The organism is Sphaerisporangium rhizosphaerae, from assembly GCF_042665155.1.
Taxonomy (GTDB): domain Bacteria; phylum Actinomycetota; class Actinomycetes; order Streptosporangiales; family Streptosporangiaceae; genus Sphaerisporangium; species Sphaerisporangium rhizosphaerae.
Genome location: NZ_JBHTCG010000027.1, coordinates 23012 through 41437, shown reverse-complemented (window position 1 = coordinate 41437; position 18426 = coordinate 23012). Strand labels below are relative to the sequence as shown.

Annotated in this window: 20 protein-coding genes and 1 riboswitch; of the genes, 11 read left to right on the top strand and 9 right to left on the bottom strand. The window is 70.0% G+C overall.

Features of this window, described 5'->3' with window-relative positions; genetic code table 11:
* Positions 1 to 103 precede the first annotated feature (103 nt).
* The 4 genes from ACFQSB_RS30115 to ACFQSB_RS30100 all read left to right on the top strand — a co-directional run bounded on the left by ACFQSB_RS30115 (position 104) and on the right by ACFQSB_RS30100 (position 2622).
* Positions 104 to 952: a helix-turn-helix domain-containing protein gene (locus ACFQSB_RS30115; protein ID WP_380830227.1), complete on the top strand. Its 849-nt coding sequence runs from the start codon at positions 104 to 106 to the stop codon at positions 950 to 952.
* Between the two features lie 30 nt (positions 953 to 982).
* A complete protein-coding gene (locus ACFQSB_RS30110) occupies positions 983 to 1384 on the top strand; it encodes a DUF397 domain-containing protein (RefSeq protein WP_380830226.1) in 402 nt (133 codons plus the stop codon).
* A gap of 46 nt (positions 1385 to 1430) precedes the next feature.
* Positions 1431 to 1829 (top strand): DUF397 domain-containing protein, encoded by a 399-nt coding sequence (locus ACFQSB_RS30105; RefSeq protein WP_380830225.1) that lies wholly within the window; start codon positions 1431 to 1433, stop codon positions 1827 to 1829.
* 223 nt (positions 1830 to 2052) lie between these two features.
* Entirely contained in the window at positions 2053 to 2622 is a 570-nt protein-coding gene (locus tag ACFQSB_RS30100; RefSeq protein ID WP_354850177.1) for an RICIN domain-containing protein, read from the top strand.
* A gap of 87 nt (positions 2623 to 2709) precedes the next feature.
* Here the strand turns inward: ACFQSB_RS30100 and ACFQSB_RS30095 are convergent, their stop codons facing one another.
* Together ACFQSB_RS30095 and gap are read right to left on the bottom strand one after the other, a co-directional pair.
* A complete protein-coding gene (locus ACFQSB_RS30095; protein WP_380830224.1) occupies positions 2710 to 3453 on the bottom strand; it encodes an SDR family NAD(P)-dependent oxidoreductase in 744 nt (247 codons plus the stop codon).
* A gap of 283 nt (positions 3454 to 3736) precedes the next feature.
* A complete protein-coding gene (gap, locus tag ACFQSB_RS30090; protein WP_380830223.1) occupies positions 3737 to 4738 on the bottom strand; it encodes a type I glyceraldehyde-3-phosphate dehydrogenase in 1002 nt (333 codons plus the stop codon).
* A gap of 87 nt (positions 4739 to 4825) precedes the next feature.
* Here gap and ACFQSB_RS30085 point away from each other — a divergent pair, with 87 nt between their 5' ends.
* Positions 4826 to 5422 carry a CGNR zinc finger domain-containing protein gene (locus tag ACFQSB_RS30085; protein WP_380830222.1) on the top strand — a complete coding sequence of 199 codons (597 nt, stop codon included), beginning with the start codon at positions 4826 to 4828 and terminating at the stop codon, positions 5420 to 5422.
* A gap of 159 nt (positions 5423 to 5581) precedes the next feature.
* On the opposite strand, the gene ACFQSB_RS30080 is transcribed toward ACFQSB_RS30085, so the two are convergent.
* The 7 genes from ACFQSB_RS30080 to ACFQSB_RS30050 form a co-directional block, all read right to left on the bottom strand.
* Complete coding sequence (locus ACFQSB_RS30080; RefSeq protein WP_380830221.1) at positions 5582 to 6115, bottom strand: cupin domain-containing protein; 534 nt, start codon at positions 6113 to 6115, stop codon at positions 5582 to 5584.
* A 137-nt stretch (positions 6116 to 6252) separates the two neighbouring features.
* On the bottom strand, positions 6253 to 7086 hold the full coding sequence (locus ACFQSB_RS30075) for a phosphotransferase family protein (protein ID WP_380830220.1): 834 nt from the start codon (positions 7084 to 7086) through the stop codon (positions 6253 to 6255).
* A 40-nt stretch (positions 7087 to 7126) separates the two neighbouring features.
* Positions 7127 to 8116: an ABC transporter ATP-binding protein gene (locus tag ACFQSB_RS30070; RefSeq protein ID WP_459117356.1), complete on the bottom strand. Its 990-nt coding sequence runs from the start codon at positions 8114 to 8116 to the stop codon at positions 7127 to 7129.
* 47 nt (positions 8117 to 8163) lie between these two features.
* Positions 8164 to 9222: an ABC transporter ATP-binding protein gene (locus ACFQSB_RS30065; protein ID WP_354928376.1), complete on the bottom strand. Its 1059-nt coding sequence runs from the start codon at positions 9220 to 9222 to the stop codon at positions 8164 to 8166.
* Between the two features lie 37 nt (positions 9223 to 9259).
* A complete protein-coding gene (locus ACFQSB_RS30060; protein WP_380830218.1) occupies positions 9260 to 10240 on the bottom strand; it encodes an ABC transporter permease in 981 nt (326 codons plus the stop codon).
* Positions 10241 to 10309: 69 nt separating this feature from the next.
* On the bottom strand, positions 10310 to 12103 hold the full coding sequence (locus tag ACFQSB_RS30055; protein ID WP_380830217.1) for an ABC transporter substrate-binding protein: 1794 nt from the start codon (positions 12101 to 12103) through the stop codon (positions 10310 to 10312).
* Between the two features lie 41 nt (positions 12104 to 12144).
* Entirely contained in the window at positions 12145 to 13128 is a 984-nt protein-coding gene (locus ACFQSB_RS30050) for an ABC transporter permease (protein WP_354928382.1), read from the bottom strand.
* Between the two features lie 404 nt (positions 13129 to 13532).
* On the opposite strand from ACFQSB_RS30050, the gene ACFQSB_RS30045 reads away from it, so the two are divergent.
* The 6 genes from ACFQSB_RS30045 to ACFQSB_RS30020 all read left to right on the top strand — a co-directional run bounded on the left by ACFQSB_RS30045 (position 13533) and on the right by ACFQSB_RS30020 (position 18348).
* On the top strand, positions 13533 to 14342 hold the full coding sequence (locus ACFQSB_RS30045) for an oxygenase MpaB family protein (RefSeq protein WP_380830216.1): 810 nt from the start codon (positions 13533 to 13535) through the stop codon (positions 14340 to 14342).
* Between the two features lie 94 nt (positions 14343 to 14436).
* A riboswitch (FMN riboswitch) is annotated at positions 14437 to 14567 on the top strand.
* A 305-nt stretch (positions 14568 to 14872) separates the two neighbouring features.
* Positions 14873 to 15481, top strand: coding sequence for a riboflavin synthase (locus tag ACFQSB_RS30040; protein ID WP_380830215.1), 609 nt, complete (start codon positions 14873 to 14875; stop codon positions 15479 to 15481).
* Complete coding sequence (gene pnuC, locus ACFQSB_RS30035; protein ID WP_354850215.1) at positions 15478 to 16098, top strand: nicotinamide riboside transporter PnuC; 621 nt, start codon at positions 15478 to 15480, stop codon at positions 16096 to 16098. The genes ACFQSB_RS30040 and pnuC overlap by 4 nt, the downstream gene beginning before the upstream one ends.
* A complete protein-coding gene (locus tag ACFQSB_RS30030) occupies positions 16095 to 17312 on the top strand; it encodes a bifunctional 3,4-dihydroxy-2-butanone-4-phosphate synthase/GTP cyclohydrolase II (RefSeq protein WP_354850218.1) in 1218 nt (405 codons plus the stop codon). Before pnuC ends, ACFQSB_RS30030 begins: the two co-directional genes overlap by 4 nt.
* Before the next feature lie 37 nt (positions 17313 to 17349).
* Positions 17350 to 17820 carry a 6,7-dimethyl-8-ribityllumazine synthase gene (ribH, locus tag ACFQSB_RS30025; protein WP_354850221.1) on the top strand — a complete coding sequence of 157 codons (471 nt, stop codon included), beginning with the start codon at positions 17350 to 17352 and terminating at the stop codon, positions 17818 to 17820.
* 72 nt (positions 17821 to 17892) lie between these two features.
* Positions 17893 to 18348, top strand: a complete 456-nt coding sequence (locus tag ACFQSB_RS30020) for a PH domain-containing protein (RefSeq protein WP_354928394.1) — start codon at positions 17893 to 17895, stop codon at positions 18346 to 18348.
* Positions 18349 to 18426 lie beyond the last annotated feature (78 nt).

Sequence of the window (18426 nt, the reverse complement as noted above, 5' to 3'; positions counted from 1 at the left end):
CGAAATTGCTGCTCCGCAAGCTGCTTCAGTGAAATTCTTCCACTCAAGAACCCTTCACGGGTGGTGCTGAAGTGGAGAGATGATGTAAAGGAGGACTTAAAGGATGGATGTGCCGTCACTTCGGCAGCGCTGGTTGGGTGCGAAGCTCGCGGAGCTACGGCTTCACGCGGGAATCCCTTCCCTCGCCATTGCGGCGGAGAGGTGCAGACGCTCTACCGGTTCCCTGAGTCGCATCGAGAACGGTCTGGTAGGTATTCCGCCACGGGATATACCGCCGATTCTGGACGCATACCAGGTCACCGACCCGGCCGTCCGCCAGAAGTTGATGGTCGTCGCGGCGGAGATCCAACAGGAGCGGCGCGGGTGGTGGGTCGAACACAGCGATGCGCTGGCGCCCTCGTACGTCGATCTGATCCGGCTCGAGGCCACGGCCACCGAGATCCGCACCTACGAGACGTTCCTCATCCCGGGGCTGCTGCAGACCGAGGCGTACGCCCGCGTGTTCGTGGCCGCGATGCGGGGGCTGAGCAGCGAGACCGAGGTGGAGGAGTTCGTCACTGTGCGCATGACGCGCAAAGCGGTACTCACAGGCGGGCGGCCGGTCGTTCTTCGGGCCCTGATCAACGAGGCGGCGCTGCGGCATCCCATCGGCGGCACGGAGATCTTCAGGGAGCAGATCAAGTACCTGTGCGAATGCGCGGACCGGCCGGGCGTCACCGTCCAGGTTCTCCCGTTCACCGATCGGCCTCATCCCGGCATGTCAGGGGCTTTCACGATCCTCAAGTTGCCTCAGCTCGACGTGGTGCATATCGAGGCGATGAATACTGACATGTACCTCGAAGACGAACATGCTGTCATGCAGTACCTGCACGCCTATGACCGGCTGTGCGAGATCGCCTGGTCGCCCGAGGAGACGGTCCGTTATCTAGCGGAATTGGCAGATACGCTGTAACCGGCACACTTCGCGCTGAAGGTACCTGATATGCCGGGAGGTCGGCGATTGAAAGGCATTTGGCGTAAGAGTTCGCGGAGCGGCGCGCAGAGCAACTGTGTGGAGGCGCGGTTCGATGGGGGGACCGTGTGGGTGCGGAACTCGAACGACGCGGGGCCGGGGCGGGTGGTGGTGGGGTTCGGGGCCGAGGGGTGGCCGGCGTTCCTGGAGGTGGTCCGGGCCGGTGAGCTGGGGCTGGACCGGCTGGGCGGGGATGCGCGGTCGGTGGGGGAGGCGACGGTCCTGCGCGACGTGCGAGGGGTGGTCGTTCAAGGCCGGGGATACGGCCCGCCGGTCGTCTACACGGCGGCCGAGTGGCAGGCGTTCCTCGACGGAGTCCGCCACGACGGAGAGTTCACCCTGACCTGGCTGAGCGAACCCGCCACAGCCTGATCGCACCCCGCCTGAGACATGTCAAGGGAAGGGGCGCCGATTCATCATGCAGGCTCAGCGACGAGATGGCGTATGGCGTAAGAGTGCTCGCAGCGGTGTCCAGAGCAACTGTGTGGAGGCGCGGTTCGATGGGGTGACGGTGTGGGTGCGGAACTCCAACGACGTGGGGCCGGGGCGGGCGGTGGTCGGGTTCGGGGCCGAGGGGTGGTCGGTGTTCCTGGAGGCTGTGCGGGCCGGTGAGCTGGGGCTGGACCGGCTGGGCGCGGATGCGCGGTCGGTGGGGGAGGCGACGGTCTCCCGCGACGGGCGAGGGGTGGCCGTTCAAGGCCGGGGATACGGCCCGCCGGTCGTCTACACGGCGGCCGAGTGGCAGGCGTTCCTGGACGGCGTCCGCCACGACGGAGAGTTCACCCTCGCCTGGCTGAGCGAGTCGGCCACGGCTTGAGCGAGCCGGTCACGGTCTGAGCGAGCCGGTCATGATCTGAGAGGCTGCCACGGCTTGAGCGGTTCGGGGAGTGCGGGGCGGTAACGCATCGCGTCACGAGGCGATCAACAAGCGACAGCCTCGGAACAGGCTGCACCATCTTCTCCATGTGGCGTGGCGATGCGTGCGATGGGAGTGTCTCCTGCCCGCGTGTCGATCGCGTCCTGAACCCGGGGAGCCGGCCGTGCGCAAGCTGCACCGAATCGTCACCCTTCTGCTCGCCACCCTGTTGGCCGCCGTCTCGGTGGCCGCCGTCGGGCAGCCCGCCCAGGCCGACACCACCCTGCCGGTGGGCGCCTTCCGCCTGCTGAACTACGGAAGCTGGAAGTGCGTCGAGGTCGCGCCCGACTCGGCGGGGAACCTCTTCTCCAACGGCAACCGCATCTGGCAGCGGGCCTGCGACGGCTCGCCCCAGCAGTCGTGGTTGCTGACCCGCGCCACCAACGGCCCGATCGGCGGGCTGGGTACGGTCGTCCGCTACCTGTTCGTCAATCAGTACACCGGCCGCTGCCTCGATCTCAAGGACGGCAACGCGGTCGACGGGGCGATCATCCAGCAGTGGGCGTGCAACGCCAACAGCACGACCATGCTGTGGGGGCTGTACGACGACTTCCAGAGCAGCCGGCAACTGGTCAACGCCAGGAGCGCGGACTGCCTGGACGTCCAGGGCGGCTCGCTGGCGGACCGGGCGTGGCTGCAGAACTACCACTGCACCCTCGGCAACCCGGCGCAGCACTTCTTCCTGTACCAGTGACCTCCGCTGAATGACTCCCCTCTGCGCATCATGCCCGCCACCGGCGGTCCGCTCATCCTTGGGGTACCGTCCTCGGTGGGGCCGGTGTCAGGCGAGGCCGCCGGTGACCAGGATGTTCTGACCGGTCACCCAGCGGGCGTCGGGGCCGGACAGGAAGGCGACGACGTCGGCCACGTCGGAGGGCTGCCCGAGGCGGCGCAGCGGGGTGAGCGCCGCCGCCATCGCGAGGTTCTCCTCGGAGTTGGTACCGCGCAGCAGGTCGGTGTCGGTCGCGCCGGGGGAGACGGTGTTGACGGTGATGCCGCGCGGCCCCAGCTCCTGGGCGGCGACGGCGGTGAGCTGCTCGAGCGCCCCCTTGCTCGCCACGTACGCCGTGGTGCCCGGCGCGGGCCGCACGGTGTTGAGGGTGGAGATGTTCACGATGCGGCCGCCGTCGGGCATGTGCCGGGCGGCGTGCCGCATGGTGAGGAAGACCGCCTTGGCGTTGACCGCCATGGCTCGGTCGTACAGCTCGTCGTCGGTGTCGGCGAGGCCGGCCGGGGCGAAGGTCAGCGCCGCGTTGTTGACCAGGATGTCCACGGCGCCGAGCCGTTCCTCCGCCTCCCGCATCAGCCGCTCGGCGGCCCCTGGCTCGGCGAGGTCGGCCCGTACGGCGTGGGCGGCGCCGCCCAGCTCGGCGACGGCCTTCTCGACCTCGGCCGCGGCGCCGGCGTTCTCGGCGTAGGTGAAGACGACCTGCGCGCCGTCGCGGGCCAGCCGTTCGACGATCGCGCGGCCGATGCCCCGGGAGCCTCCGGTGACGACGGCCTTTCTGCCCGAGAGCACTGTCATCGTGCCCACCTCCGTGATCGCCGGTCGAGGGTACGCCTCGAACCTAGTGCGCGGGCACGGCCCGCGCGCGGCCGGAGATCACCCGGTGCCCGGCGGGGCCGCGAACGATGGAACGGGCTGCACCACCTTCTCCACGCGGCGTGGCGATGCGGGCGACGGGAGTGCCTCCTGCCGTGCGCGTGCGTCGCGTCCTGAACCGCGCCCCGCCGCGACCGGGCCGGTGGTGGTCGAACGCCCCGGTCGGGCGAAGCGGGGCGTGTGGCGCACGGCTGTACCGGGGTTCTCAGGCGGACATGAGGAGGGTGGTGTCGAGGAGGCGGTTGGCGAAGCCGGTCTCGTTGTCGTACCAGCCGTAGATCTTGGCCTGGGTGCCGCCGACGACCTTGGTGAGGGCGGCGTCGAAGATGCAGGAGGCCGGGCTGCCCACGATGTCACTGGAGACGATCGGGTCCTCGGTGTACTCCAGGATGCCCCGTAGCGGGCCCTCGGCGGCCGCGCGGAACGCGGCGTTGATCTCCTCGGCGGTGGTTTCGCGGCCGAGTTCGGCGGTCAGGTCGGTGAGCGACCCGACGGGCACCGGCACGCGGATCGAGTAGCCGTCCAGCTTGCCGCTGAGCCGGGGCAGGACCAGGCCGATCGCCTTCGCCGCGCCCGTCGTGGTCGGGATCAGGTTCAGCGCCGCCGCGCGCGCACGCCGAGGGTCGCGGTGCGGTCCGTCCTGCAGGTTCTGGTCCTGCGTGTAGGCGTGGATCGTGGTCATCGCACCCCGCTCGATCCCGAACGTGTCGTCGAGGACCTTCGCCATCGGGGCCAGGCAGTTGGTCGTGCAGGAGGCGTTGGAGACGATCGTGTGGCGTTCCGGGTCGTACAGGTCGTCGTTGATGCCGATCGCCAGCGTCAGATCCTCGTTCTTGGCGGGGGCGGAGATCAGCACCCGCTTCGCGCCGGCGTCGAGGTGGGCGCGGGCCTGGTGGGCGTCGGTGAACCGGCCGGTCGACTCGACGACGAGGTCGACGTCCAGTTCCTTCCACGGCAGCCGCGCCGGATCCCGCTCGGCCAGCACGGCGATCTTTGTGCCGTCCACGACGATCGCGTCGTCGCCGCCCGTGACACCGGCGGGCAGCAGGCCGGCGGTCGAGTCGTACTTCAGCAGGTGCGCGAGCGTCCGCGCGTCGGTGAGGTCGTTCACGGCGACGATCTCGACGTCCTCCCGGCGTCCCAACTGGGCCCGGAGCAGAGCGCGGCCGATGCGGCCGAAGCCGTTGATGCCCACACGCACGGTCATGGCGAACAACCTCCATTATGTAACCGGTCTATGGAGTTACATGATGGACGGCCCGGTGAAACCGGTCAAGGTGGTTACCATGGCGTCGTGGAGTTCAACTTCTTCGGCGGAGACCTCGCGCTCGACCTGACCGGCACCCTCGGCAGGCGGTACGGCGGCACCCCCGTGGAGTTCCTGCACACCCCCGCCGACCTGCGCCGCTGGCTCACGGCCGCCGGCATCGCCGACCCCTCGGCCGCCACGGACGACGACGACCTCGCCACCGCCAAGATCCTCCGTGAGGCCATCTACCGCCTCGCGTACGCGGCCATGACCGCCCACTCCAGCCGTCATGCCGCAGGCGCCGACAACGCCTCGGACCGCCCCGGTGCCGCCTGGTTCGACCCGGCCGACCGGGCCATCGTGAACGAGGCGGCCGCGGTCACGCCGCCACTCGTGCGCCTCGACGACACCGGCGCGCTCGTCCGCTCGGGGTCCGCGCGGGCGTCCCTCTCACTCGTCGCTCGCGCGGCGATCGACCTCGTCACCGGCCCGTCGGCGGCCCAGCTGCACGAATGCGAAGGCCCTGCCTGCACCCGGATGTTCCTCGACAACTCCGCCCGCGGGACCCGCCGCTGGTGCGATATGAGCCGCTGCGGCAACCGCGCCAAGGTCGCCAAGTTCCGCGCCCGTCAGACCACATAGATGCGTTGTCACTGCGCGCTGTCCAGGAACGTTCAGCGGCACGGGCGCCGTAAGCGGGCGCCGGCATCGCCGCACCACGACCCGCCGACCCGGCGCCGATCACCGCAAGCACGTGGGCGAGGGGGAGAGCCGAGCCCGGTGACGTGTGTGGTCACCGCATCAGTGGGACGGTGGGCTCAGGTTGTAGCGGGCGACCACGTCGGGGAGCCAGGTGGGGGTGCCGTAGGTGAGGCCGTACTTGTCCGCCAGGTCGGTGAACTCCTGGGTCGTGTGCAGGTCCACGCCGGGCGTGCGGTCTGCGGAGGAGAGCAGCTCGCCCAGCTCGCGGAAGTAGGTCTCGAAACCGCCCGGGGTGATGACCTCGATGATGCGGCCGGGCACCGTCCCCGCGTTCCACATGGCGTGCATCTGGCCTCGTGGCTTGGTGATGTAGCCGCCGGGGCCGAGCACGACCTCCTGGTCGTCGGACCGGAAACCGATCTCGCCTTCGACCACGATCGAGTGCTCGTCCTCGCGCGTGTGCCGGTGCGCCGCGGTGATCGACCCTACGGCGAACGGGTGCTCCACGATGGCCACCAGCCCGCCGGTGTCGCGGCCGTGGATCTTGAAGACCGCGCCGAACCCCGGGATGGCGACCGGCTCCCCGCCGCCGGGCGGCACTACCCGCACGGCCGGCGCGCCGATGGATTCCATCACAACTCGCCCCCCTCGCGCGGACTCCCCTGAGGGCATCATGCCCACCACCGGAGTCCACTCATCCCTGAGTGCGCCCTGGCGCCGGCCCGGCACCAGGGTGAGAGCGCGGACCTGACCGGTCAAGCCCGGCCCGGTCAGCAGCGATCGAGTGCGGCCCGTACCCGGTCGAGCCCTTCCGCCCGCCAGTGGCGCCTGTCGGGGAACCGGTCGTCCCGGCGCCAGCGCCAGGTGGCGAACAACGCCCACACCAGGACGCGGCACCGCTGGACCAGGTCGTGGTCGGCCCCCGGATAGTGCTCGACGACCTCTTCGGGGGCGTGGGCGAGGTCGAACTCGACCGGCCCGCGGCAGCACGTCGCGAGGTCGACGAAGAGCGGCCCTCTCCGCGTCGCGAGCAGGTTGCCCGGATGCGGCTCGCCGTGCAACAGCTGCTCGCCGGCCTCCGCGCCGCTGATCGCGGCGCTCAGACCGCCAAGTGCGTCGCTGAGGAGCTCCCGGTCGGGACCGGGCAGCGCTGGAGTGCGCTCTCGGTCGCCCACCTCTCTCAGCGCGCCGGCGACGCGCTCGGTGACGTGCGGCGCCCCCAGATCGACCTGGCGCAGGGCGGCATGGTGGCGCGTGAGCGCGTCCGCATAGTGGGCCGGCGCGATCTCCGATCCCACAGGTTCGTAGTAGGTCCAGAACGAGAGGGCGAAGTGATCACGCAGATGGACGCGGGGTTCGGCTCGAGGGTCCAGCTCGGCCACGGGGCCGTCGACCGCGGTGAGGCGTCGAGCGACCTCCACTTCGAACTCCGAGGCGGCTCGATGCGCCGCGGGTGCGACCCGGACGAGAACATCGCAGGGGAGCAGGCGCACCGCGATGCGGTCGGAGTCGCTGACGACGACCGCGTCCTCGGCCTGAAGGCCCAGCGAGGAAGCGGTCGCCCTCGCGGTCTGGACCGCGCGACGGGTCTGCGATGCCTCCATACCGTTCTCCCTTCGATCTTCTCAGAGTAGGGGAGGGCGGTCAGGCGAGGGCGGGGTCCAGGACGACGTCGTGGCCGTGGGTGGTGGGTTCCTCGGGGAAGTGGCAGGCGGTGAGGTGGCCGTCGCGGTTGCCGGTGATCTGGAGCAGCGGCGGCTCCTCGGCGGCGCACTTCTCCTTGGCCTTCCAGCACCGGGTGCGGAACCGGCAGCCGGACGGCGGGTCGATGGGCGAGGGCACGTCACCCGCCAGGCGGATCCGCTCGGCCGGCGCGGCGCCCTCCTCGGGCAGCTCCACCTCCGGGACGGCCGACAGCAGCGCGTGGGTGTAGGGGTGGCGCGGCCGCTCGTAGATCGACGTCCGGTCGCCCACCTCGACGATCTTGCCGAGGTACATGACCGCCACCCGCTGGGAGACGTGGCGCACCACGGCCAGGTCGTGGGCGATGAACAGGAACGCGATGCCGAGGTCGCGCTGGAGCTGCTGCAGCAGGTTCACCACCTGCGCCTGGATGGAGACGTCCAGCGCCGACACCGGCTCGTCGGCCACGATCAGCTTGGGGGACAGGGCGAGCGCGCGGGCGATGCCGATGCGCTGCCGCTGGCCGCCGGAGAACTCGTGCGGGAAGCGGTTGTAGTGCTCGGGGTTGAGGCCGACGATCTCCAGCAGCTCCCGGACGCGCTTCTGCACGCCGCCCTCGGGCCGGATGTCGTTGATCTCCATGGGGCCGCCGACGATCGCGCCCACGGTCTGGCGCGGGTTGAGCGAGCTGTAGGGGTCCTGGAAGATCATCTGGATGTCGCGGCGGATCGGCTTGAGCTCGCGCCGCGAGCTGTGCGCGATGTCGCCGCCCTGGTAGAGGATCTTCCCGTCGGTCGGCTCGTGCAGCCGGGCGACCAGCCGGCCCAGGGTGGACTTGCCGCACCCGGACTCCCCGACCAGGCCCAGCGTCTGGCCGGCGTCCACGGCCAGGTCGACGCCGTCCACGGCGTGCACCTTGCCCACCTGGTGCTTCAGGACGAACCCGCCCATGACCGGGAAGTACTTGGTCAGCCCTTCGAGTTGCAGCAGCGGCGTGGTCACGGTCGTCCCTTGATCTGTCCGAGGAATTCCTGCTTCTGGGCGAGCGTCAGGTAGCACGCGTCCCCGTGCCCGGTGGCGGGCGACAGGTCCGGCCGCTCACCGGTGCACAGCTCCGGGCCCGCGTACTTGACGTAGTCGCAGCGCGGGTGGAACGGGCAGCCGGGCGGCGGGGCGAGCATGCTGGGAGGGGTGCCCCTGATCGGCGTGAGCGGCACGTCCACCGACCCGCCGAGCCGCGGGATCGACGACAGCAGGCCCCAGGTGTAGGGGTGGCGCGGCTCGGTCAGGACCTCGCGGACGGTTCCCCGCTCGGCGGCCCGGCCCGCGTACATGACCAGCACCTGGTGCGCCGTCCTGGCGATCACGCCCAGGTCGTGGGTGATCAGGATGATCGAGGTGCCCATCTGCTGCTGCAGGTCCTTGAGCAGGTCCAGCACCTGCGCCTGGACGGTCACGTCCAGCGCCGTGGTGGGCTCGTCGGCGATCAGCAGGTCGGGGTCGCACACCAGCGCCATGGCGATCATGACGCGCTGGCGCATGCCGCCGGAGAAGTGGTGGGGGTAGTCGTCCACGCGGGTCGTGGCGTGCGGGATGCCGACCCGTTCGAGCATCTCGACGGCCCGGTCGCGGGACTCCTTCTTGCTCGCGCCCTTGTGCTTGCGGTACACCTCGCTGATCTGGCGGCCCACGGTGTGGTAGGGCGACAGGGAGGTCAGCGGGTCCTGGAAGATCATGGCGATGCGGTTGCCGCGCAGGCGCTCCATGGTCGCGCGGCTCGCGCCGATCAGCTCCTGGTCCTCGAACCAGATCTCGCCGTGCATCTCGGTGCGGTCGGTGTCGTGCAGTCCGAGGATGGCCAGGTTGGTCACCGACTTGCCCGAGCCGGACTCGCCCACGATGCCGAGCGTCGTGCCCTTCTCCACCTCGAAGGACAGCCCGTTGACGGCCCGCACCACGCCGTCCTCGGTGCTGAAGGAGACGCGCAGGTCCTGCACGGACAGGAAGGAGTCGCCCCGGCGTCCGGGGCCTGCGTCGGAGAGTGTGACGGCGGTCAAGCGGTTGCTCCTAGCTGAGCGGTCGAGCGGGTGACACCTAGCTGAGACGGACGCGCGGGTCGATGACCGCGTACATCGCGTCCACGACGACGTTGAAGACGACGATGGCGGAGGCGGCGAGCAGGACCGTCGCCATCAGCATCGGCAGGTCGGAGTTGAGGACGGCCTGGATGGACAGCCGGCCGATGCCCTGGAGGCTGAAGGTGTTCTCGGTGATGATCGCGCCGCCGATGAGCGTGCCGATGTCGATGCCGAAGATCGTGGCGATGGGGGTGAGGGTGCCCCTGAGCGCGAAGCGCAGGACCACCGTGCGGCCCGACATGCCCTTGGCCCGCGCCGTGCGGACGTAGTCCTCCGAGAGCTGCTCGACCATCGTGGAGCGGGCCATGCGGGTGTAGTTCGCGGTGAAGATGATCGCGAGCACCACCCAGGGCAGCAGCAGCCCGTAGGCCCACTGGAGGGGGTTGTCGGTGAAGGGCACGTACTGCGGGCGCTCGATGACGTGCCACTGGTAGACCAGGAAGTACATGGCCAGCGTGCCGACGAAGTAGATCTGCACCGAGGCGCCGATCAGCGACGAGACACTGGCGATCTTATCCAGCGGCCGGCCCTGGTTGAGCGCGGCGATGATGCCGGTGCCCACGCCGAACAGCAGGAAGATGACGGCGGAGCCCACGGTCAGCGAGATCGTGAGCGGCATCCGGTCGGTGATGGTGTCGAAGACCGGGGCGTGGTTGACGAAGGAGTAGCCGAGGCACGGCGCGGGGCAGTGCCCGAGCCCCTCGTAGTCCCGTCCCACGAAGACGCCGACCAGCCAGTTGACGAACTGGACGAAGATCGGCTGGTCGAAGCCCAGATTGTGCCGCGCCTGCGCGAGCGTCTCGGGCGGGCACACCTTGCCGCAGGCCAGCCGCGCCGGGTCGGCGGGGATGGCGAAGAACAGGAAGAACGTCACTGCGGCGATGATCACGAGGATGACCGCCGCGCCGAGGGTCCGGCGGGTCAGGAATCTGAGCATGGCCTGTCGATCTCAGTGGAGGTGCTCCGGGGCGCCGCGCGGCGCCCCGGAGCCGGGACTGCTAGTGCTTCACGAAGACTTCACGAAGATGGTGTCGGGCGAGACGACCCACTGGATCGGGTCGATCTCGGCGCCGCCCACCAGCGAGCCGTGCAGCTGGAGACCCACGTTGTTGAGCGCGGGCACCAGCGGGGTGATCGTCTCCATGATCTTCTTGTCCAGGTCGCCCCACGCCTTGTTGGCCTCGGTGGCGTCCGCCAGACCCTCGATGCGCTTGATCTCGGCGGTGGTGGCCGGGTCGTTGAGGTGCGACTGGTTGTAGCCGCCGTCGTGGATCGGGCCGAAGATGACCGGGAACACGGTGGCCGCGGTCGGCCAGTCGGCGCCCCAGCCGCCCCAGTACATGTCCAGGCCGTTGTCCACCTTGCTGGTCGAGTCGTACCAGGTCTTGGTGTTCATCGGCTTGGCGACGATCTTGACGCCGATCTTGGCGAGCTGGTTCTTGATGGCGACCGTGATGCGCTCTTCGGTGGGGGTGTCGTTGTAGCCGTAGACCAGCGTCGGCGTCTTGTCGCTCGCCTGGGCCATCAGCTCCTTGGCCTTGGCCAGGTCGCCGTTGGGGTGCTGCTTCATGCCGAAGGCGTCGTAGTCCTGCCAGCCCGACACGCTCGGGTTGAGGATCGTGGTGTTGATCACCGAGCTGGCGGGGCCGCCGCTGATCTGCATGATCTGCTGGGTCGGCCAGGCGTAGTTGATCGCCTGCCGCAGCTTGATGTCCTTCACCCGGTCGAGGTTGAAGTAGTAGTAGTCACCGTAGGGCGAGGGCTGCTTGAGCAGGCGCGACTGCAGGTCGGCGTTCTCGACGACCTGCTGGGTCCGCTCGGCGGCGACGTGGCTGTAGAAGCTGAGGGTCTTCTTGTCGTCGCCGGTGTCGGCGACGAACCGGTCGGTCACCTGCAGCGCCTGGAAGCCGAACTCCAGGTGCCACTTGTCGGGGTAGGCGCCGCGGATCGGGTCGGTGGCCGCGTCCCAGTTGGGGTTGCGCTCCAGGTCCATCGACTTGTCGACGGTGTGCTTGGCGATGATGTACGGGCCGCTGGAGAAGGGCTCCTTGTCGTACTTCTCCTTGGTGTCCTTCGCCTTGGGCACGATGCCGTAGCCGGTCATGGCCAGGGCGTAGTTGGCGTCCGCGTGCGGCGAGGTGAAGTGGAAGACCACCGTCTTGTCGTCGGGGGTCTCGATGGTGTCGAGCTCCTTGCCGCTGTACGGCCCGCCGTAGGCCTTCTTGTAGTCCTCGGCGGTCAGCCACTGCTGGATGTAGGGCGGGCCCTCGGTGATGAACGGGGCGAACAGCCGCTCCATCGTCCACTTGACGTCGGCGGAGGTGATGGCGCTGCCGTCCTGCCACTTCACCCCGTCCTTGAGGGTGAACTTCCAGGTCTTGCCGCCGTCGGACACCTGCCCGGCGTCGGTGGCGAGGTCGCCGACCACCTTGTACTCGCCCTTGGCCACGCGCTTGTAGCCGGTGAGCTGGCGGGTGATGAGCTTGTGGAAGTTGGCCGTCACGTTGTCGTAGACCCGGGCCGGGTCGAAGTGCGGGTAGTCGTCACGGTCGATCATGTTGACCGTGCCGCCCTTGACGACGCCCTCCGGCGGGATGGACGGGCCCTTGGAGTCGTCCGCCGTGCCGACCGTGACCTTCGGCGGTGCGAACAGGTCCGTCATGCTGGTCGGGGACGCGGACGCGGAGGCGCCGCCGGAGCTCGCGGGAGGTGCGCCGGCGTTGCCCTGCGAGCACGCCGCGGTGAGGGCGAGGGATCCGATGGCGAAGACGGCCAGAGCGGACCGCGTTCGTGCTGACATTTCACTCCTGGTCTTAGAGATGTGCAGGGTGCGTGGCCGGGTCAATGTCTGATCCTCGGGTCGAAGGCGTCCCGGACCGAGTCACCCAGGAGGTTGAAGGCGATGACGAAGATGAGGAGCGCGATGCCGGGGAACATCAGGTAGGTGATGTCGGACTGGTAGACCTCGGTGCCGCGCAGGAACATGCGGCCCCAGTCGGGGACCGGCTCGATCATGCCGACGCCGAGGAAGGACAGCGCCGCCTCGGAGGTGACCAGCGCCGGCAGCAGCAGCGTCGACTGGATGAGGATCGGCGTCCACAGGTTGGGCAGCAGCTCCTTGAAGATGATCCGGGCCGGAGACGCGCCGGTGACCCGGGCGGCCTCCACGAACTCCCGCTCGCGCAGCGACAGCACGTTGCCGCGCAGCAGGCGGGCCAGCCCGGCCCAGCCGAACACGGTCAAGAAGATGATCAGCGCGGCGGCGCGCAGCCACACCGGGGTCTCCTCGTCCGGCTTGACCAGGAGGTTCTCCAGCACGGGCATGAAGGCGATGATGAACAGCGTCGAGGGGAAGGACAGCAGGACGTCGATGGCGCGGCCGATGAGGTAGTCGGTGCGCCCTCCCGCGTACCCGGCGACGATGCCCACCACGATGCCGAGCACCGTCGTGATGATCGTGGCGGCCAGGGCGATCAGCAGCGAGGTGCGGATGCCGTAGACGAGTTGCGTGAACACGTCGCGGCCGAGCCCGGGTTCGATGCCGAACCAGAACTGCGAGCTGATGCCGCCGTTCGGCAGGATCGGGAAGCCGTAGGCGTTGAGCAGCCCGGGGTTGTCCAGCCCGTAGGTCGTGTAGGGGTCCTTGCCGTACACCGCCGAGATCAGCGGCGCGCCGAGCGCGACCAGGACGAAGAACACGACGATGACGGCGGAGACCACGCCCGTCTTGTCGCGGCGGAAGCGCCGCCACATGAGCTGGGCCGGCGAGCGGCCCACGAGGGTGGTCTCGCCGGTGCCGGCGGTCGCGGCCTGGACGGCGTCCACGGGGTCGGAACCTTCGGTCCTTGCCGGAGAGGGGAGAGCCATTGTGCGGGTGCCACCCCAGAGATCTGATCGCAGTAAATCGTGACTAGAGGGAACTTTGGCAATTAATTAGCCGTTGGTCAATCTCCTGGCCGCCCGCTGAGGAGCTTTTTAACGTTCGTTGTGCAATGTCAATCAGGTTGTGTCCGCTACCCCATTGACCTGCGGTGATGGCGTACGACACACTATGGATCCCCTGTCGCGCACTGTGTCACGATTTTGTGACACAGCCATGACCTGGCCATGACGTGACCGTCCGCATAACAGGCGTCCCCCGCGAATGTGTCCGCTCCTGCGCGGTTCCCGGTGTGGACGGCGGAATCCGGGGTAACGCGTCACTTACGGGTTCTGCGGAGGTGTGCGCGATGGACCACGGGCTCTTCGGTCCGCAGTCGGTGACCTGGCGGGTGATGGGGGAGCCCGTCCAGTTCGTCGGCGGCTTCCGCGCGCTGCTCATGCAGGGCCTGCACCCGCGGGCGATGCGCGGCCTGGTGCAGAACTCCGCCCTGCTGGACCCCGACGAGGCGTGGGCGCGTTTCTGGCGCACCACCGAGTTCGTCCGGGTCCGCACCTACGGCACCACGGCCGAGGCCGGCAGGGCGGGCGCCCGGGTGCGCAGGATCCACGCCAGGCTGACCGCGCACGACCCCGACACCGGCGAGGACTTCCGGCTCGACGACCCCGACGCGCTGCGCTGGGTCCACGTCGGCGAGGTCGACTCCTACCTGACGGTGGCCCGCCGCGCGGGCGTGCGGCTCAGCGCCGAGGACGCCGACCGGTTCGTCGCCGAGCAGCGGCGTTCGGCCGCGCTCGTCGGGCTGGCCGAGGACGACGTGCCCGGCTCGGTGGCCGAGATGCGCGCCTACATCGAGGCCCGGCGCCCGGGCCTGTACCTGGTGCCCGAGGCGGCGCATCCGCTGCTGCTGTCGCTGAACGCCCCGGTGCCCGCGCGCCTTGCCGCGCTGAAGCCGGCCGTCCCGCTCATCACCCTGCTCGCGTTCGCCACGCTGCCGCGCTGGGCCCGGCGGCTGTACCGGCTGCCGGCGACCCCGCTGGAGGACGTGTGGGCGGGCGTGGCGCTCAAGGCGCTGTACCACGGCACGCGGGTGATCCCCGAGGGGCTGCGCTACAGCCCGGACGCCCGGCGCGCCCGGAAGCTGATGTCGGCGGCCTGACCCCGGGGGTACCCCACCTACCAAGCGCTTGTTGACCATAGGGGTTCTCGCGGGTTACGCCCGCTTTGCCGAGCGTGGCACACTGATAGCAGAGCAGCGTGCTCCGGGGTCGGTGAAATTCCGAACCGGCGGTGACAGTCCGCGACCCGGCCGAGTCCATCGGCCGGTTGACCTGGTGGAATTCCAGGACCGACGGTGAAAGTCCGGATGGGAGGAAGCGCGCGATGCGTCCGGCGATCCGTCGCCGTGCGCCTTCGTGGTGCCGTGCCGCACCCGATCACCCCGGGGCCCGCCGTGGCAAGAAAGCTACTGGCGAGTAGGAGGGGCCGGGTGGGCCGACCGTCGTATCCCGCGTGCCGCGCCGCAGAGCGCGCCGCGCCGTCCCATGCCGTGCACACCCCGGCGTGGGTCCCCCGTGCCGCGCGTGAGGCGCGGAAGAGGCGGACGTCCCGGTGGGTTGGTCCCTCACGCACGCCACTGAACGGCCCGCGCTCCGGCCCGCCGCCGGCCGCGTCGCACAAGGAGATCTGATGTTCACAGGAATCGTCGAGGAGCTCGGCGAGATCGCCGCGGTGGAGGCGCTGCCCGACGCGGCCCGCTTCTCCGTCCGCGGCCCGGCCGTCGCCCCCGGGGCCCGCCACGGAGAGTCGATCTCGGTCAACGGGGTCTGCCTGACCGTCGTCGCCGTCGAGGGCGAGACCTTCACCGCCGACGTGATGAAGGAGACCCTCGACCGCAGCTCGCTCGGCGCGCTCACCCCCGGCGACCCGGTCAACCTCGAACGGGCCGTGCGCGCCGACCAGCGGCTCGGCGGTCACATCGTCCAGGGCCACGTGGACGGCACCGGCGTCGTGCTCGCGCGCGAGCCCGCCGAGCACTGGGAGATCGTGCGGGTGTCCCTGCCCGCCGAGCTCGACCGGTACGTGGTCGAGAAGGGCTCGATCGCCGTCGACGGCGTCAGCCTCACCGTCGCCGCCGTGGAGCCCGGAGCGTTCGCCGTCAGCCTCATCCCCACCACCCTCGGGCTCACCACCCTCGGAACCAAGAAGCCCGGCGACCCGGTCAACCTCGAGGTCGACGTCATCGCCAAGTACGTCGAGAAGCTCCTCGCCCCCCGGGGACAGGGCGTGGCGTCATGAGCTGGACCGAGGCCGGCTTCGACCTGCTCGGCCAGCACGTGCTGTGGACCGACCTGGTCGGCAACATCTGCGCGCTGTCCACCGTCGTGCTCGCCATGAAGCGCACCATCTGGACCTGGCCGGTGCAGCTCGTCGGCTCGGTGCTGCTGTTCGTCGCCTCGGTCCAGGCCCACATCACCGGGAACGCGCTGAAGCAGGCGATGTTCGGCCTGCTGGCCCTCTACGGCTGGTTCCGCTGGATGCGCGGCACCAGGGACGGCGAGCCGCTGCCCGTGCGTCCCGGACGCACCCGCGAGCGGCTCACGCTGGTCGCGGTCATGGTGGCCGCGACGGCGCTGGTCGCCCTGTTCTTCTCGGTCACCGGCTGGTCGTGGGCGCCGCTCCCCGACGCCTACATCTTCGTCGGCAGCGCCATCGCGACCTACGCCCAGGGCAGGGCCCTGATCGACTTCTGGTGGATCTGGATCGCCGTCGACCTCGTCGGCGTGCCCCTGGCGTTCGGTTCCGGCCTGGTCGTCTCCGGCGTCGTCTACGGAATCTTCTTCGTCATGGTCCTGCTCGGGATCCGCGAATGGCGGCGGCAGTACAGCCGCGGACTGGAGGTGGCAACGGCATGAGCGACATCACGCTGGACCCGATCGAGCGGGCGATCGACGACATCGGCCGCGGCAGGCCGGTGGTCGTCGTCGACGACGAGAACCGCGAGAACGAGGGCGACATCATCTTCGCCGCCTCCAAGGCGACCCCGGAGCTGCTGGCCTTCACCATCCGCTACACCAGCGGCGTGATCTGCGTCCCCATGCTCGGGCGGGACCTGGACCGCCTCGGCCTGCCGCTCATGGTCCACCAGAACCGCGAGCGGCTGCGCACCGCCTACACCATCAGCGTGGACGCCCGCGACGGGGTGAGCACCGGCATCTCGGCCGCCGACCGCGCCAAGACCATCCGCACGCTGGCGGACTCGGCCACCGAGCCGTTCGAGCTGGCGCGGCCGGGTCACATCTTCCCGCTGCGCTACCACGAGGGCGGCGTGCTCGCCCGGCGCGGCCACACCGAGGCCGCCGTCGACCTCGCCCGGCTGGCCGGGCTCACCCCCGCAGGCGTGCTGGCCGAGATCGTCAACGACGACGGGACGATGGCGCGCCTGCCCGAGCTGCGGGTGTTCGCCGACGAGCACGACCTGGCGCTGGTGTCCATCGAGCAGCTCGCCGAGTACCGCCGCCGCACCGAGCGGGTGGTCCAGCGGGTCGCGGTCACCGAGATCCCCAACCGCTACGGCGTGTGGCGGGCCTACGGCTTCGCCAGCGGCATCGACGGCGGCGAGCACCTCGCCCTGGTGTACGGCGACCTCGGCGACGGGGAGAACATCCTGGTCCGCGCCCACAGCGAGTGCCTGACCGGGGACGTCCTTGGTTCGCTGCGCTGCGACTGCGGGGTGCAGCTCGACCACGCCATGCGCGCCGTCGCCGCCGAGGGCAGGGGAGTGATCGTCTACCTGCGCGGGCACGAGGGCCGCGGCATCGGCCTGCTGGCCAAGCTGCGGGCCTACAGCCTGCAGGACAACGGCAGCGACACCGTGGACGCCAACCTGGAGCTCGGCCTGCCGGTGGACGCCCGCGAGTTCTCCAACGCCGGCCAGATGCTGGCCGACCTCGGGGTCAAGTCGGTGCGCGTGCTGACCAACAACCCGGCCAAGCTGCGCGGGCTGGACGGCTACGGCATCAAGGTGCTCGGCCGCGAGGCCATGCCCGCCGCCGCCAACCAGTACAACATCAAGTACCTGACGGCCAAGCGCGACCGCCTCGGCCACCAGATCGAAGGCGTCCGATGAGCCGGCCCACGCCGGCCTCGGCGAGAGAGGAGCACCGGTGAGCGGTACCGGACGGCCCCAGGCCGCCCCCGTCGTCGCCGAGGGACTGCGGGTCGGCATCGTCGCGGCCCGCTGGCACCAGGAGATCACCGACCAGCTGGTGGCCCGCGCGGAGCAGGCGGCCAAGGAGTGCGGGGCCGAGTGGGTCACCGTCCGGGTCGCGGGCTCCCTGGAGGTCCCGGTCGTCGCCCAGGCCCTGGCGCGGCGCTGCGACGCGGTCGTCGCCCTCGGCGTGGTCGTCCGCGGCGAGACCGCCCACTTCCAGTACGTCTGCGACTCGGTCACATCCGGACTGACCCGGGTGTCCCTGGACGAGTCGACTCCGGTGGGCAACGGGGTGCTGACATGTGACAACCTTGATCAGGCCGTCGACCGGGCGGGCCTCCCCGGCAGCCATGAGGACAAGGGGTACGAGGCCACGGTCGCGGCGCTCGAGACAGCGATGGTGCTGCGTGACCTGAAGGGATGAGCGATTTGCCGCGCCGTTCAACCAGCCGACCGGCCCACCGGCCGACCTGCCCCCACCGCCGGACGGGCCGCCGTGCCTGACACCGAGCAGGCGCCGCCCCTGCCGATGACCTGGCGTCCGCGCCGGGCCATGATCCTGGCCTACGGGTTCGCCACGGTGATGGTCGTGGGGTCGCTCGTACTGGCCCTGGTGCTCCCGGCGCCGTTCAAGCTGCCCGACCGCATCGGCCTGGTGGCCTTCGGGTGCCTGGTCGGCTTCATCCTCCACCTGCTCGGCCGGCTGCGGGTGGAGGCCGACGACCGCGGCATCACCGTCGTCAACGCCGTGCGCGTCCACCGGTACGAGTGGCCCGAGGTGCTCGGCGTGACCATGCCCGAGGGCGAGCCGTGGCCCAAGCTCGACCTGGCCGACGGGTCCAGCGTCGGCGCCATGGGCATCCAGGGCGCCGAGAAGGCCCGCTCCCGCAAGGCCGTGGCCGAACTCCGCGCCCTCATCCACACCTACGGCGAAGCCCCCGACCGCGGCTGAAGAAGAGGGGGACATGCCGGAGGCCGGTGACCGGGACGGGGGGCGGGTTCGGGGCGCCTCGACGGTGGAGTCCAGGCA

Coding starts and splice junctions, on each gene's coding strand:
- ACFQSB_RS30115 (WP_380830227.1), top strand. CDS start 104: ATGGATGTGCCGTCACTTCGGCAGCGCTGGTTGGGTGCGAAGCTCGCG.
- ACFQSB_RS30110 (WP_380830226.1), top strand. CDS start 983: ATGCCGGGAGGTCGGCGATTGAAAGGCATTTGGCGTAAGAGTTCGCGG.
- ACFQSB_RS30105 (WP_380830225.1), top strand. CDS start 1,431: ATGCAGGCTCAGCGACGAGATGGCGTATGGCGTAAGAGTGCTCGCAGC.
- ACFQSB_RS30095 (WP_380830224.1), bottom strand. CDS start 3,453: ATGACAGTGCTCTCGGGCAGAAAGGCCGTCGTCACCGGAGGCTCCCGG.
- gap (WP_380830223.1), bottom strand. CDS start 4,738: ATGACCGTGCGTGTGGGCATCAACGGCTTCGGCCGCATCGGCCGCGCT.
- ACFQSB_RS30080 (WP_380830221.1), bottom strand. CDS start 6,115: ATGGAATCCATCGGCGCGCCGGCCGTGCGGGTAGTGCCGCCCGGCGGC.
- ACFQSB_RS30075 (WP_380830220.1), bottom strand. CDS start 7,086: ATGGAGGCATCGCAGACCCGTCGCGCGGTCCAGACCGCGAGGGCGACC.
- ACFQSB_RS30070 (WP_459117356.1), bottom strand. CDS start 8,116: ATGGGCGGGTTCGTCCTGAAGCACCAGGTGGGCAAGGTGCACGCCGTG.
- ACFQSB_RS30060 (WP_380830218.1), bottom strand. CDS start 10,240: ATGCTCAGATTCCTGACCCGCCGGACCCTCGGCGCGGCGGTCATCCTC.
- ACFQSB_RS30055 (WP_380830217.1), bottom strand. CDS start 12,103: ATGTCAGCACGAACGCGGTCCGCTCTGGCCGTCTTCGCCATCGGATCC.
- ACFQSB_RS30045 (WP_380830216.1), top strand. CDS start 13,533: ATGGACCACGGGCTCTTCGGTCCGCAGTCGGTGACCTGGCGGGTGATG.
- ACFQSB_RS30040 (WP_380830215.1), top strand. CDS start 14,873: ATGTTCACAGGAATCGTCGAGGAGCTCGGCGAGATCGCCGCGGTGGAG.
- pnuC (WP_354850215.1), top strand. CDS start 15,478: ATGAGCTGGACCGAGGCCGGCTTCGACCTGCTCGGCCAGCACGTGCTG.
- ACFQSB_RS30030 (WP_354850218.1), top strand. CDS start 16,095: ATGAGCGACATCACGCTGGACCCGATCGAGCGGGCGATCGACGACATC.